Annotated in this window: 12 protein-coding genes and 1 riboswitch; of the genes, 3 read left to right on the top strand and 9 right to left on the bottom strand. The window is 37.6% G+C overall.

The window, feature by feature from the left end; translation table 11 throughout:
* Window positions 1-118: 118 nt before the first annotated feature.
* Window positions 119-316, bottom strand: a complete 198-nt coding sequence (locus tag ADICYQ_RS22705) for a type II toxin-antitoxin system RelE/ParE family toxin (RefSeq protein ID WP_020893603.1) — start codon at window positions 314-316, stop codon at window positions 119-121.
* Window positions 313-558, bottom strand: a complete 246-nt coding sequence (locus tag ADICYQ_RS22700; RefSeq protein WP_040417784.1) for a ribbon-helix-helix domain-containing protein — start codon at window positions 556-558, stop codon at window positions 313-315. The genes ADICYQ_RS22705 and ADICYQ_RS22700 overlap by 4 nt, the downstream gene beginning before the upstream one ends.
* Window positions 559-1,092: 534 nt before the next feature.
* Window positions 1,093-1,196: riboswitch (SAM riboswitch) on the top strand.
* A gap of 241 nt (window positions 1,197-1,437) precedes the next feature.
* Between ADICYQ_RS22700 and ADICYQ_RS22690 the strand changes: the two genes are divergently transcribed.
* Window positions 1,438-1,962, top strand: coding sequence for an OsmC family protein (locus ADICYQ_RS22690; protein ID WP_020893601.1), 525 nt, complete (start codon window positions 1,438-1,440; stop codon window positions 1,960-1,962).
* A 230-nt stretch (window positions 1,963-2,192) separates the two neighbouring features.
* Here the strand turns inward: ADICYQ_RS22690 and ADICYQ_RS22685 are convergent, their stop codons facing one another.
* From ADICYQ_RS22685 to ADICYQ_RS22655, 6 genes are all read right to left on the bottom strand, one after another.
* Window positions 2,193-3,344, bottom strand: coding sequence for a DUF4221 family protein (locus tag ADICYQ_RS22685; RefSeq protein ID WP_020893600.1), 1,152 nt, complete (start codon window positions 3,342-3,344; stop codon window positions 2,193-2,195).
* A gap of 644 nt (window positions 3,345-3,988) precedes the next feature.
* On the bottom strand, window positions 3,989-4,996 hold the full coding sequence (locus tag ADICYQ_RS22675) for a virulence RhuM family protein/type II toxin-antitoxin system death-on-curing family toxin (RefSeq protein ID WP_235114866.1): 1,008 nt from the start codon (window positions 4,994-4,996) through the stop codon (window positions 3,989-3,991).
* Between the two features lie 472 nt (window positions 4,997-5,468).
* Window positions 5,469-6,851, bottom strand: coding sequence for a tRNA uridine-5-carboxymethylaminomethyl(34) synthesis GTPase MnmE (gene mnmE, locus ADICYQ_RS22670; RefSeq protein WP_020893596.1), 1,383 nt, complete (start codon window positions 6,849-6,851; stop codon window positions 5,469-5,471).
* Entirely contained in the window at window positions 6,851-7,303 is a 453-nt protein-coding gene (locus ADICYQ_RS22665; protein ID WP_020893595.1) for a thioredoxin family protein, read from the bottom strand. The genes mnmE and ADICYQ_RS22665 overlap by 1 nt, the downstream gene beginning before the upstream one ends.
* 165 nt (window positions 7,304-7,468) lie before the next feature.
* The gene (locus tag ADICYQ_RS22660; RefSeq protein ID WP_020893594.1) at window positions 7,469-8,140 is read right to left on the bottom strand and encodes a metal-dependent transcriptional regulator; all 672 of its coding nucleotides are present in this window, start codon (window positions 8,138-8,140) and stop codon (window positions 7,469-7,471) included.
* A 264-nt stretch (window positions 8,141-8,404) separates the two neighbouring features.
* Entirely contained in the window at window positions 8,405-9,520 is a 1,116-nt protein-coding gene (locus ADICYQ_RS22655) for a glycosyltransferase family protein (protein WP_020893593.1), read from the bottom strand.
* 36 nt (window positions 9,521-9,556) lie between these two features.
* Between ADICYQ_RS22655 and ADICYQ_RS22650 the strand changes: the two genes are divergently transcribed.
* Window positions 9,557-10,372: a 2,3,4,5-tetrahydropyridine-2,6-dicarboxylate N-succinyltransferase gene (locus ADICYQ_RS22650; RefSeq protein ID WP_020893592.1), complete on the top strand. Its 816-nt coding sequence runs from the start codon at window positions 9,557-9,559 to the stop codon at window positions 10,370-10,372.
* A 50-nt stretch (window positions 10,373-10,422) separates the two neighbouring features.
* Window positions 10,423-10,989: a tetratricopeptide repeat protein gene (locus ADICYQ_RS22645; RefSeq protein WP_235114864.1), complete on the top strand. Its 567-nt coding sequence runs from the start codon at window positions 10,423-10,425 to the stop codon at window positions 10,987-10,989.
* 1,696 nt (window positions 10,990-12,685) lie between these two features.
* On the opposite strand, the gene ADICYQ_RS22640 is transcribed toward ADICYQ_RS22645, so the two are convergent.
* A complete protein-coding gene (locus tag ADICYQ_RS22640; protein ID WP_040417770.1) occupies window positions 12,686-13,387 on the bottom strand; it encodes a molecular chaperone DnaJ in 702 nt (233 codons plus the stop codon).
* Window positions 13,388-13,788: the final 401 nt, after the last annotated feature.

Raw genomic sequence — 13,788 nt, 5'->3', positions numbered from 1 at the left:
ATTATGGCAAGAAATCTATTTAATATTTTGGTTTTTTGAAGACTATGGAAATTTTTGTTTACCAATGATCCTAACTATCCTGACCTGATCTTCTACTGTGAAGAATATTGTATGTGAGCTATGAACACAATATCTGTAACCTTTTACGAATAGAAGTTGCCAAAGGGTACATTTCAGGATTTTCGGCAATCCTAATAAACGTATTCTCTAGCGATCCATGGTATTTTTCAGCCTGGGTAGGACCAAAAGCTACTTGACCATAAAGATAAATTTGAATAAGGTCTTCTTCTGCTTGGCGGGTAAGAACATAATTCATTGGCCATTTTTTACCCTTTGTTTAGCCTCTGTAAGAATTTCAGCCATAGATTTATTGGATAGTCCACTATTTTCACCCTTTATAAGCTCATTCCTTAACAATAACCGCTCCTCTTCTTGTTCTCTTTGTCTACGAATCAGGTCGTTGATCAATTCACTTTTGCTGGAGAATTCATTTTCTTCAATTTTTTGTTTCATCCAACGGTCATTCGGTTCATTAACAGAGATAGTTTGTCTAGCCATTTTTTTGTGTATTTATGGTGTAATAATACACCATATTTAACGAGTATACAATACATCTTGTTTATTTTGTACGGGTTTATTGAAATGGCATATTATATCATTCCCTCATTCCAACGAAACCCGATAGCGGTAAAAGACATTATAATCCAATTCGATATTGATGTCTTTTTTTTATGCGCGAAGTTAAATCCCCTCCCGACTTTGGTCGGGACAGGCCCTGCCCCCTTTAAGAGAAAGGGGGAGTGGTTGAAAATGAGATTTAGGTGGATTATAAGATGCTTTGGTTTATCTGGCAATTACCCATTTGCTAAGGAAGGCATAATCACCACCAGCGCTTACTTTCTATAATCGAACTCAGGTACCCAAAAAGGATTTTGACCTGCGGAATAGACCAAATTAATTTCTGAAACCTGAAATTCCTTTTTCCAAAAGTCCTTTTGTTAAAAGAAACCAGAAAAATTTTATTTTTAGAAATCTATGCCTAAGTTTGTGCCACAATCATGTCAAAGGCATATAAGAAGTAATATATGTCTTGATTTATAAAGAAGTAGCGAGAGACTGGCTCTATGACCTACTGGCAACCTTCATCAAATGAAAAGGTGCCAATTCCAGACTCTTAAATAAGAGGACTATAAAATAGACATCATGAAGACAAATCAAAGCCCCGTTATTTACACCTTTTCAAAGGAACTTTTTCGCCACAAGACGATTCATTTGTGCTGTTGTTTGCTACACAATAGGGATAAGTCTATGCGTGGCCGCATGTAAATTTCATTTTCCAATTTCCGATACTAAGACGATTCAGTCTATTGAGTGATTGCTTCAGCATCACCCTATAAAACCCTATTTATTATTTATTAACTTTTAAAGTATACAATCATGTCAGAATTAGTACAGCGAACATTTCAAGGAATTATTGAAGCTACCAACAAGGATGCAAGCCTAACAAAAGGAGTTTTTAGAGTCACTTCCGAACTGGATGAGCATGTCCGTGTGAAAAATACGGCGAGAGATTTTGAGTTTATCGCAGATGAACCAGAAGCTTTGGCGGGAACAAATTTAGGTCCCAATCCTGTAGAGTATTTACTGGCCTCTCTCGGCTCATGCCAGGTGATCACCTATCAAGTTGTCGCTTCCTTAAAAGGAATTCAGTTAAACAATGTCAAGGTAGAAACAAAAGGAAATATAGACTGGAGGGGATTCCTGGGAATAGACGAAAATGTCCGTCCTGGATACCATAAAATAGAAGTGGAAACGATTATCGATTCTGACGAAAGTCCTGAAAGGATACAGGAGCTTATTAAAGAGGTAGAGGCGCGTTGCCCTGTATTGGACAACCTTGTAAATACTGTAAAAGTAGAAAGCAAAATCTCTATTGTCAATGAGAAAAATCCTGTTGTCTAAATTCAGCAGCCATTAACCAAGCAATTATATCCGGCGAAGGGAGGGAGACAGGGAGGTTTTTCAATTCATTTTGAAAAGTGCTAAAGTCCTGGACCGGATATAATTTCCTGATTTAGGGATTAGGAGAGGGTAAGAAGTTGAGTAGGTTGATGCTTTTTTCTACAACAATGTTGAAAAGGTCCTTAAATGCTTTTTCAATCGAGTGGTGCTTCTTTTCTGACTATATAGGTCTAAAATTTAAAGTCAATCACCGCAAAACCCAATTCATCTTCAACATTGACATAGGACCAGAGCTTGCCGTCTTTCCAAAAACAGCTTCCCGGAACTTGTTTTAAGCCTTCAATTTTGGTTTCGCCCAAAACATTGAAGTCTTGGTCATAAGCGAAAAGAAAAACCTCATAAGTAGATGGATCTTCTCGTCTTTCACCCAAAAATGTTTTTTTACCCAGTCGTAAAAACATTTCTCTGCTCTCATCCCAGCGCGGTTCCATGTAGTTCAATTGTTCGTAGACCTTTCGTCGGTCCTCGGAAAATTGCGCCTCATCGGTAGGTGAATTATTCACCGTAACTTCCATCCGATTGGGGAAATTTTGGTGTTGAATAGGTATAAAATACAAACTGTCCAACTTGGGGTTAAGTCGATAAATCCCACTCATTGCCCCCGAAGAAATCAATAATTGACCATTTTCAATGGTTGTAAAACTCCCTACTCCAAAATAGCGGTACATCGTACCTTCACCCGATTTGGTAATGAAAGTCCCTGAAAATTCCTCAACGGCTTTCATCTCAGGCATTGGTTCTATTCGAACTCCCTTGGAATGCGGATCGATGATGTAAAGCTTGTTTTTCCCTAACGATTCTAAGGAAGGCTGAGCATAAATCCGATTTTTTTCGAAATCAAAAACAGCTCTTGCGTAAAGCTTTTGAAAATTATTAGCCAGCTCAGAATCGATACCTTCCGGCACAATCTTAAGATTTTTTGTGAGTTTTCCTTCTGTAGTAAATTTTGCCTGAGAGGAATTACCCTGAATAAAAAGTTCTGAATTTGGCCCCAACTGAAAATCAGTCAGGTACGTACCCACACTGTTGGGTCCTTCCTTTTGGAAAGGGGTTTTACCAATGAGTTTCAGGTTATTGAGATCTACCTGAACCAAGCTGAATGGTTCCCTTTCAAAAAACAGCAATTTGCTTTTGTCTTGATTAAGGGCTTTAGTTCCTAGTCCTGAGCTTAAGATGAAAATATCATCACCTGCATCCACCATTACTGTATCCACCGTGAAGGTCAGCTTTTCTAGAATATTTCCTGATTCGGCTTTTTCAGAAGATGCCTTACCGCAGGAATAGAGAAGGGGAATCAAAAGGAGGTAGAATACATTTTTCATTAATCTAAAATTTACCATATCAAAGCACAATTCAAACTTGGTCATCTTAGATGAGGTTTCACCTTGGCAAATCAATAATTCGGTATTAATTGATAAAAGGTATTTCTAATCGGTAAATAGACCCAGGACAAATATATAATAAAAACTTAGTTTGAGAGAATAATTACTAAATATTTAATTATTAACCTTATTGCTTAGTAGATTCTAAATTGCCTTCTTCCTAAATCAATAATGCTTTGTGGTTTGGGAAAGTGGTTGAGATAAATTTTTAACACAACTTTGGCTTTGACTATGATAAATATTAAGCCAACCTTAGATAGAATAGGTCCTTCTTGAGCATCCAAGCCTACTGGCAATTGTACTGAAAAAGATGAATTCAAAAAATTGGAAAAAAACAAAAGTAAATATTCATAACTATCTTATATATAGGTAACTAAATACAATTATTTAAAGCTTTTTAGAACTTAAGTTAAGCTTACTTCTAATACAGAATGTGTAACTAATTGATAAATAAATAATTAACCATAAAACGGGACAAATTCGGTACAAAAAATCAAATATTCTCGATTTTTTTAGGCCTATTTCAATTTTAAATTGAATTGTTTGTAGTATATATTAATTACTTCAATTCATGACATATTCTGTCAGTTTCGGTTCCTATTCAACACACTAATCACCAATTTTTTCACCGTATCCATCTCTTCCGGTTTGCTGGATGCTATAAATAGGGTCAAGCTGGCGAGTGCATCATTACTGATGATCGAAATTCCTTTCTTGTTATTCAAAAGATCATTTGCCTTCAAAAAGAGAAGAAAGCAAGCTGCACCAATCCGTTTGTTACCATCTACAAAACCATGATTTTTGACAATGAGATAGAGTAGGGTTGCAGCTTTTTCTTCCAAGGTAGGATAGAAGTCTTCTCTTCCGAAGCCTTTACTGATTTGTGCGATTGCACTTTCAAAGCTTCCATCTTTTTCTTTTCCAAATACACCAGATTCAAAATCTGATCTCATGGATTTTATTACCTCTTGATAATCTGATAATTCAGGGAAGATTGCTTTTCTTTTGCTTAATCCTTTTTTGTCCAGGTTCTCATGATCATAATCATCGAGCAACTCCAAACCTTTTGCAAAGTGATTCAGCCATTCAAAATCCAAATTTTGATCTTCTTCTTTTTGCTGAATTGCTCTGCTTAAAATTCGAATACCATCTTTTAGGGTTTGTACTTCTTGTTGCTTCTGGGCAAGTCTATTTTCATTGATTGTATAGCCTTGGATAAGGTAGTCCTTTAACCGTTTGGTTGCCCAGATTCTGAATTGAGTACCTTGTTTGGAGTTTACTCTATACCCAACAGATAGGATAAGATCTAGATTGTAAAATTCAACTTCCCTTTCAACTTTTCTTTTCCCCTCCATTTGAACTGTTGCATTTTTTGCAACAGTTGCTTCCCTGATCAGTTCACCTTCTTTGTAGATATTTTTTATATGCCGGGAAATAACGGATTTATCTCTTTGAAACAATTCTGAAATTTGTTGCAAAGGTAGCCAAAAGGTGTCGCCTTCAAAACGAACCTCTATTTGAGTCTGGCCATCACTTCCTTGGTAGATTTCGATTTTGTTTTCCATAAAAGTTGTTCCGTAAATTTCACTCAAATTTCTACTGTTCAACTTGTTTCACACATCAATAAGCATGGCCATATCCAAAAATAGCAATTTAGGAGCTGTTCTGGGGTGATGTGAATTTACACCTTAAATGGTAAAAAATAGAAAAAATTGATTTATTGTTAAGTTGTTTCTGCCTACTTTCCAAGCCATATAGTTGAATAAGCACCTTTTTTTATGCTTAAATATCAGGCATATGGTTATTTTCCCTAAAATTTATTCTGATTGGAGACAGCTGTAGAAATTTTTGATTTATTTTTGGAAAAATAAATAATGAAATCTTTCGGTAATGCCAGATGTTCATATACCATCATTAAAATGCAAGGTAGAGGAGAAAATAATGGTTTTCATTTTGTGTATCTGAAAACGTAATGGGGCTTTTTCGAATTCCATCTGGGAAACCTCCATGCAAGCATTCCAGTTGAGGTACCTCATTCAAATATTATGTATAAAAAGAGTAAGCCTACTTTCCAATACAAAACTTGCTGAAAATATTGGCCAGTAGGTCATCGGTGGTGATCTCGCCGGTGATTTCACCCAGGAAATATAAAGAGCGGCGGATGTCCATGGCCAGAAAATCATTGGTTACTTCTTCGTCCAGACCTGTTAAGACATCTAGCAGGGATTGACGGGTTCGAGTAAGGGAATCGTAGTGGCGAATATTGGTAACGATGGTGTTTCCGGTTCTGAATTTGTCCAAATTGACCAGTGCCAAAATTCGGTCAGTTAAGGTTTCCAGGTTTTCTTTCTTACCTGCAGAAATGAAAATAGTGTCGGGATGAGCCTTTGTTAATTCATTGATAAATAATGGATTGGCCTTGTCTACCTTATTGGCTACTTTAAGGAAGGGAATGCCCATGTTTTCCAGTTTGTTGATGTCTTTGCTGATCTCAACCATGTCGGTGTCTCCCAAATCAAATAGATAGAGGATCAGTGAAGCAGTCTTCATTTTCTCATGTGTTCTGCTTACACCTATGGCTTCTAAAGTATCAGTGGTTTCCCTAATTCCAGCCGTATCTGTAAACCTGAAAATCACGCCTCCTATATTGATTTCATCTTCAATATAGTCACGGGTGGTTCCTGCGATATCGGATACAATGGCTTTTTCCTCCTTGAGTAAGGCGTTGAGTAGGGTGGACTTACCTGCATTTGGTTTTCCGGCAATTACGGTAGGAACTCCATTTTTTATCACATTGCCCAAGTCAAAACTGCTGATCAATTGCTCCACAACACGGAGCAATTTTTCTACAAGAATCCTCAAATCATCTCTGCTGGCAAATTCTACATCTTCCTCTGTAAAGTCGAGTTCAAGTTCTATCATGGAAGCAAAATGAATCAACTGGGTACGAAGACTGGCGATTTCTCCAGAAAATCCACCCCGCATTTGGTTCATGGCTGCCTGATGAGAAGCCTCGGAATCACTATGGATAAGGTCGGCAACAGCTTCTGCCTGGGCCAGGTCAAACTGTCCATTTAAAAAAGCGCGTTGCGTAAATTCGCCGGGTAGGGCAGGGCGGGCCCCCTTTCTGACCAGCAATTTTATTACTTGATTGATGATATAAGAAGAGCCGTGAGTAGAGATTTCTACCACGTTTTCTTTGGTAAAAGACTTAGGGGCAACGAATAAAGAAACCAGCACTTCATCGATTACCCGCTTTTCATCTCGAATGGTACCGAAATGAATGGTGTGACTTTCCTGTTGCTCCAGGTCTTTGCCGTAAAAAACTTCGTTGGCCAGCTTTAGGGCATCCTTTCCGGAAAGTCTAATAACAGCGATGGCACCTACACCTTGAGGTGTGGCCAATGCAATGATGGTGTCTTCTTTTTGACTAAAATTCTGGGCCATTAATGAGCGAAATTTTCGAGTAAAGATTTTAAAGAACTCACAAAGTTATCCGGTTCTCTATAACCAGGAAGTTGAGTGATGCTTTCCATGGCCGAATCCATGATGACAAAATTGGGGTAAGACCTTACCTTCATTTGCCTGGCCATCGTTTGACCGTTGTATTCTTCTCCCTTGAATTCAAACTTCTTCTTCCTGTCTTCCGCATTTAGCTTTACGGCATAAAAATTTTCATTTACATAGGCTATGACCTTAGGGTCTGTAAAAGTATTTCTATCCATTTTCTTGCACCAACCGCACCAGTCGGTGTACACATCCACAAGAATCATTTTCGGGTTTTCGGCTGTCTTCTCAATGACTTCCTCAAAACTGTGCCATTCTATTGAATTTTTCTGGGCATTGGCCAGTTGCTGAACAAAAACCAGCAACACCACTAGTCCTACTATTTTTTTCATTGTTTCTTCAATTAGTTATTTCTTATAGCTGTTTTTTCTTAAATCGACAATTTGATCAAATTTCTAAAATTTGTCATTGTCTCCTATGAAGTGTCCTTATATAACGAACAATTGTCAAGCTAAGATTCAAAAGAACCTATAAAGGTTAAATTCGGTTCCATCAGACTACGAGGGGTGGAGCATTACCTGAATATTGCCAGCGACTTCTTTGGAGACGAAAACCTTTTTCTGGTTGTCGATGAACAATTCCTGAGAGCCATCATAATCTGTTTTTTCTAAGACAAGGACCTTTGCGCCAATATAGATCCCAACCTTGTCAAGGTATTTTAAAAAGGCTGCGCTACTGTCGCTAACAGAAACGATTTTTCCACTCTGCCCAACCGGTACTTCCTGTAGTAAGATTCTAGGCTTGCTACTTAATTCTCCGAATTCATCCGGGATCGGATCTCCATGTGGATCGAATTTGGGAAAGCCCAGGTATTCATCCAGACGACGGACCAAAAGGGGAGCCTTTACGTGTTCCAATTCTTCTGCAATGACATTGACCTCATCCCAACTGAATTTTAATTTGTCCACCAAAAACACCTCCCACAAGCGGTGCCTTCTAATGATGTGTAGGGCTCTTTTCCTTCCTTCTTCTGTAAGGCTCACGCCATAGTATTTGCGGTAATCGATCAACTCTTTTTCCGCCAGTTTCTTTAGCATATCACTTACGGATGCTGCCTTGGTATTGACAGCTGCAGAGATCTCATTTGTGGACACCTTTTCCAACCCCTCAGCGATCAGATTGTAAATGGTTCGCAAATAATTCTCCTCAGCTGGACTTAAGCTTATCATAATGTGAAATTTCCACAAATATATGATTTAGGCTTGTCTAAAAAAATGTTTAATTTCAGTCTAAATCACCTGTGGATAACTGTGTTCTTAACTTTTTCTAAAATTTAGATTATCATATAAAATTATTTAGTCTTGTCTAAAAATCCATTAACACATTGTTATTCATCTATTTATAAACAGTAAAATTGTTAAAATAAATAATCTACGCCCGAAATAGGCGAATTGGAAAAGTACAATTGGGGCTTTTTTCTTAGGAGAGGAACCCTAAATATTTTGAATTAAATGCTGAAATTTTCGACTTTCTACCTGCCAATCAATACTTGCATCTGGCGGAAACTGGTAGAAATCAAGGTTTAATAGGGTTTTCCACACTGAATGTGCCTTCTCTGTGGCTGAAAAATCAATGCACATTCCTGCGGGATACTTATCCACAATGGTTTTCCACAGTGGATTGTCAGCCATTAGAATCACCTTTTGTGAGGCAATTCCTTCATAGAGTTTGGTAGGGATCTTATCCTTTATACTTGGCAGTAATAGGTAGGGCAATAACAGTACATCTACCAGTTTTATCTTCTCCTGAATGTAACTTGCAGGCAGTGGATCTTGTGAAAGCTCCAGCTTAATTCCTTTAATGGCACCATAATTTTGTTCCAGTTCCCTGGCAAAATCCTTCATGGGACAATGCCCTACTATCGTTAATTTTGACTTTGGAAGGTGTTGGTTAAGTTGCAGGAACCAATGAATGGCAGGAATAACCCCGTATACAGCCGTAATGGTGCCACTGATGATAAAGTGGGGAGCATTGGAATTAGACAGTCGGAAAGAAGGCTTAAAAAGGGCAGGAATTGCCGCTTTATTTTCTATTACTGTATGCTTATTAATGGTAGGCATTTCGGAAACGTAGCATTGCTCAGCAAATAGGTAATGATCAATTGCATGTTGACTGAACTTTTCTGAAATTTTAACCATTGATATACCCAAAATACGCCCTAAAGGAGGCAATGTTTGGTTATAGGTTACGTTTTTGACGTAGTTTTCCTGAACATCATAAATAAGTCGGTAAGAAAGCAGCCATTTGCCTATAGTAGCTACTGGAAGCAGCTCAAAAGTGGTCACAATGACGACCGCCGGTTTTATTTTGAAAAGCTGCTTGAGGAACTTAAATGGGACTAATAAACGGGCTGGATGCGTTCTTGAGCCGGAAAAAATTTCAATAAGTCGTATTTTTTTGACCTTAGGCGTTTTTTTTGTTGAAAACCCTATGATGTTAAGGTCGTATTTATTTGTTTCACGAATTGAAAATCCCAGCTTATACAACATTCTGGAATCATCCACTGGTTTGAGGACAGAAGCTATTATAAGGGGGACTTTTTTAGACATAAAATTGAAAAATCAAACTAAGCTAATATTAAATTTATGGATTTACAGCATATTATTGAAAAAGCCTGGGACAACAGGGAGCAATTAAATGAAAAAGACGTTCAAATAGCAATTAAAACTGTGATTGCTGACCTGGACAATGGCAAACTTAGGGTAGCAGAGCCTGCAGAAGATGGTTCCTGGAAAGTAAATGATTGGGTAAAGAAAGCTGTAATCCTGTATTTTCCGATACAAAAAATGAGAACAATAGAGGTTGGACCTTTTGAGTTTCATGATAAAATGGCCCTTAAAACCAATTATGCTAAGCAGGGTATAAGAGTGGTTCCTCATGCTATTGCCAGATATGGCGCGTTTCTTGCAAGGGGTGTGGTGATGATGCCTTCCTATGTAAATATCGGTGCATATGTAGACAGTGGAACCATGGTGGATACCTGGGCTACTGTTGGATCTTGTGCGCAGATAGGTAAGAACGTTCACCTTAGTGGTGGCGTAGGTATAGGAGGCGTTTTGGAGCCTATTCAAGCAGCACCTGTCATCGTTGAAGATGGTGCTTTTATTGGGTCCAGGGCTATCATAGTAGAGGGAGTAAGAATAGGTAAAGAGGCTGTCATTGGGGCAGGCGTTACCCTTACTGCAAGTTCTAAAATCATTGATGTTACAGGCGATGAGCCTATTGAGTATAAAGGATATGTTCCTGATAGATCAGTAGTTATACCAGGAACCTTAAATAAAAAGTTTAAGGCAGGAGACTACCAGGTTCCTTGTGCACTTATCATTGGTCAAAGAAAGGCCTCAACAGATTTAAAGACTTCTCTCAATGATGCCCTCAGAGATAATAGTGTAGCAGTCTAATTTCAATTTATTATATGATTTCAATTAAAAACCTATTAAGCATATTTCTGTTGGCCTCATTATTTGTGGCTTGCGGTAGCGGTTCTTCTAATAAAGGAGACGCGTTTTACAATGATGGGCAGTACAAGGAAGCAATTGTGGCTTATACCAGTTACTTGAAAAACAAGCCCAACAATGTTAAAGTACTGTACAATAAAGGCAGGGCACATGAAGAGCTGGATGATTTTCAAAAGGCAGAGGAAAGCTTCAAGGAAGCTTTGAAGCAAGATGCTAATAACACGCAAATACTTTTGAGCCTTTCTAATTTGTACCATAACAATGACAAACCAGAATTGGCGCTTATGTATGCGGACAATGCTGTTTCCGTCTCTGGCGCACCAGCAATGGCCTATTTCCTTAAAGCAAGGTCCATGCACAAGCTGGGCAATGTTAAAGAAGCTTTGAGAGAATACAATACAGCCATCAAAATGAGTCCTACCAATGGACAGGCCTATTATTACAGGGGCATGCTTTATGCAGCCACCGACAATATAGGAAATGCTTGTAAGGATTTTAAAGCGGCTGTAAAGAACGATTATCAGCCAGCAAATGAATCAATTAAGAAATACTGTAGATAATCGTTTTACGATCATCTGTAATTTACAAAAGGCCTGAACCATTCAGGCCTTTTTTTTATGTCTCAGATCTAATAAGTGGAAGGAAAAAGGCATTTTTATTGACCTATAGTCGATCTTTTGCTGGTGTTTTTTATTCCAAAAGCCAGTTTCCCTTCAAAGAATTTTAAGTCCATTTCTAAGCCCACTTCTTTTTTAATTCGGTATAGGAAAATAGATAAGCTCCTCACTTACAACATTTTGAGTAAGGGTTAAATAAATTGACTTGATGTCTAAAATAGTACCATTAATAGTTTATTTGTTCATTAAATTACTTCCTCTGAGCCTGCACTTCCTTAAACACACTTACTCTAGCAGCACTTTGATCCATAGAATATTGATATAGTTTCATTAAAAGAGGCTGCTTCTATATTTCAATTTACTTTAGCTAAAATAAAGTGCATAAAGCCCTAAAGTGTTTTAAATCAACTGATTCATAAAGGTGTTAAATTCAGGTCAGTAAGCTTGAATTACCGTCCAGTCAGCTTATTCCTTTGACTTTACCTACCGGCATAGCTTTGTTATGATGCAGTTGACAAATAGTTGTTTTCCTGTGACCCTATTAGTAGGCCACTAATGGAAGTAATAACCTTTATAACTTAACTTAATACTTTGAAATGGAGGTGAAGTTTAATTTTCCTAATAACGCTCTAAGGGCGCTATTTCTGTAGCTGAAGCTGTGGCCTCTCGATATAAACAAGATGCGCATACCCATTTAAGCTAAAGTGTTGCCTTTTATTTGCATGAATAGGGGTTAAATCTCTCCGGTCTTCAGTATAATATTGCAATTGTGAATGCCTTTTGATATGGGGTTAAAGTACTTTAGATCAGTAAATTGCAAAATAATTGAATTTAAGTCAGTAAATTTGAATTACCGTACAATAATTACCAATCCTAATATAGCAGGTGGTCCAATTCAACTTTACTTGTCTATGTCAATACATTGTTAATGGGTTAATTTTTCATAGGGGCGATAATGGTATAAGCAGGGGAGTTGGGCCACGATTCTGATTGCACATTAAATGAGGTCAGTTTGCGATTGCGAGTGCTCACTGAATTGTAGCTTAATGTGATTTAGAGCAGCAGTTATTCAATTTGTTTAAACCCAGTTCAATAGAGTTGAATGACTGTATATTTAATTTAACTTAGCCTATGAACACGTTAAATGCCCTGCTTTATAAACTATTTCCTAATAATGATCGTATTGCGCTTCTTGATTTACCTTAAGCAGCTTTGTCCAACTTTTTAGTACCATATGGTAACTATCCAACGTACCGATTTTGATTTTATGCTCTCCTGTGCATTGCTAAATCGGCTTAAAGTATTTTGTACCTTCTGGTATTTAAGTCCTTTGAATTCAGTTCAATACAGTTGAATTCCTGTCATACTGTTGGGCCGCAGTTGGCTTAGTTGATATTTTGCCCGCAATGCTTCATTTTGTCAGGGACTTGAAATCATTCCTTTGGAAATTGTATTTTCTAATTCTCCAATACGCATCGAAAATCCGTGGTGAAAACTCCGCAAAGTGTAAATGAAATTCTAAGACCTCGGTAAAAAAGTAAGGAGGGCAGCTAACCTGGATTCCTACCAATTTTTATTTTATTCCGGCCTTATGGAAATTAGCAAAATGGATTGCTCTATAGGATTAAGAACAAAAAGACTATTTTTCAGGCGCAGTGTGGTCGCACAAATCTTCGGTAAGGGTATGTCCCGATCCTTCGCATACAGGGCAGGTATCTGTTTCAACCAAGGTTCCATGACAAGAGGTACAGGTTAACCTACCTTTACCCGAGCAACGCTCACATTCAAAATACTCAATGATATTGAAGACATTTTTCTTGGTTACCATTCCATCGCCTGCACATCGGCTACAGCCAATGACACCATGGCCCCGGCAAAGTGAGCAAGCTTGTTCTGTTTTACCTTCACCATGGCAGGTTTCACAAATGCCATACCTGTAACCCCTGGCATCGCAATATTGGCAGGAAGCGATTTCTTCCAATGGATGTGCCAATTCTGTTTGTAGTGCTTTGGCCTGTTTGTAATAAGTACCTTTAAAACCGTTTAAATCGAGGTATTTGTTGACAAAACTATTGCTGTTATGGTATTGACCCAATTCGTATAACGTTTTTGAAAACAAATAGGGCATATCGGGCGGAATAGGTTGATTGCTATTGATAATATTCCGGAAAATCCCATTGGCCTTTTCATAATCTCCTTTATCCATGGCTGCTGAAGCATTTTCCAACATGGCCGATGTCGTCCCTAGATTAGGGCCCGATTGGGCATTAGTGGTGAATGGGTGTAGTATACAAATGGCTGCTAATAGCAATAAAAGTAATAGATAAGGGCTTTTTTTCATTGTTGTTGCTTCTTCTGGATGGCAAAGTAAATACCTTTACGGAAATATTCAATTCTGATGCAAAACTTTAATGTTTTTTAACCATAATTGGAATCATTTGGCCAACTTTGATTTCTTAGAATCGCCTGTGAACCACTAAATTTTTATTGATTCGGGAATTTTTTATTATTTTAATTAAAAAAATATACGTACTTTTTATTCTTCTTTCAGGATAATAGTAACTTTTAAAGATGCCATAAAAGAAAGATATGGCCGAATTTCAGTTTTTTAAGCCTTAAACTGGAATAAAATTGTATTATTTAAGGTTAATTGAATACTATTATTTTAATTATTTATGAAATTGTATTATATGATTGAGAAAAATATAAATATTTATGTTGTGTTGTAAATAGAAACGAGAA

Origin of the sequence: Cyclobacterium qasimii M12-11B, from assembly GCF_000427295.1 — a bacterium.
GTDB classification, from domain to species: Bacteria; Bacteroidota; Bacteroidia; order Cytophagales; family Cyclobacteriaceae; genus Cyclobacterium; species Cyclobacterium qasimii.
This window is presented reverse-complemented; position numbering and strand designations above follow the sequence as displayed.

Coding starts and splice junctions, on each gene's coding strand:
- ADICYQ_RS22705 (WP_020893603.1), bottom strand. CDS start 316: ATGAATTATGTTCTTACCCGCCAAGCAGAAGAAGACCTTATTCAAATT.
- ADICYQ_RS22655 (WP_020893593.1), bottom strand. CDS start 9,520: ATGTCTAAAAAAGTCCCCCTTATAATAGCTTCTGTCCTCAAACCAGTG.
- mnmE (WP_020893596.1), bottom strand. CDS start 6,851: ATGGCCCAGAATTTTAGTCAAAAAGAAGACACCATCATTGCATTGGCC.
- ADICYQ_RS22665 (WP_020893595.1), bottom strand. CDS start 7,303: ATGAAAAAAATAGTAGGACTAGTGGTGTTGCTGGTTTTTGTTCAGCAA.
- ADICYQ_RS22700 (WP_040417784.1), bottom strand. CDS start 558: ATGGCTAGACAAACTATCTCTGTTAATGAACCGAATGACCGTTGGATG.
- ADICYQ_RS22685 (WP_020893600.1), bottom strand. CDS start 3,344: ATGAAAAATGTATTCTACCTCCTTTTGATTCCCCTTCTCTATTCCTGC.
- ADICYQ_RS22690 (WP_020893601.1), top strand. CDS start 1,438: ATGTCAGAATTAGTACAGCGAACATTTCAAGGAATTATTGAAGCTACC.
- ADICYQ_RS22650 (WP_020893592.1), top strand. CDS start 9,557: ATGGATTTACAGCATATTATTGAAAAAGCCTGGGACAACAGGGAGCAA.
- ADICYQ_RS22640 (WP_040417770.1), bottom strand. CDS start 13,387: ATGAAAAAAAGCCCTTATCTATTACTTTTATTGCTATTAGCAGCCATT.
- ADICYQ_RS22660 (WP_020893594.1), bottom strand. CDS start 8,140: ATGATAAGCTTAAGTCCAGCTGAGGAGAATTATTTGCGAACCATTTAC.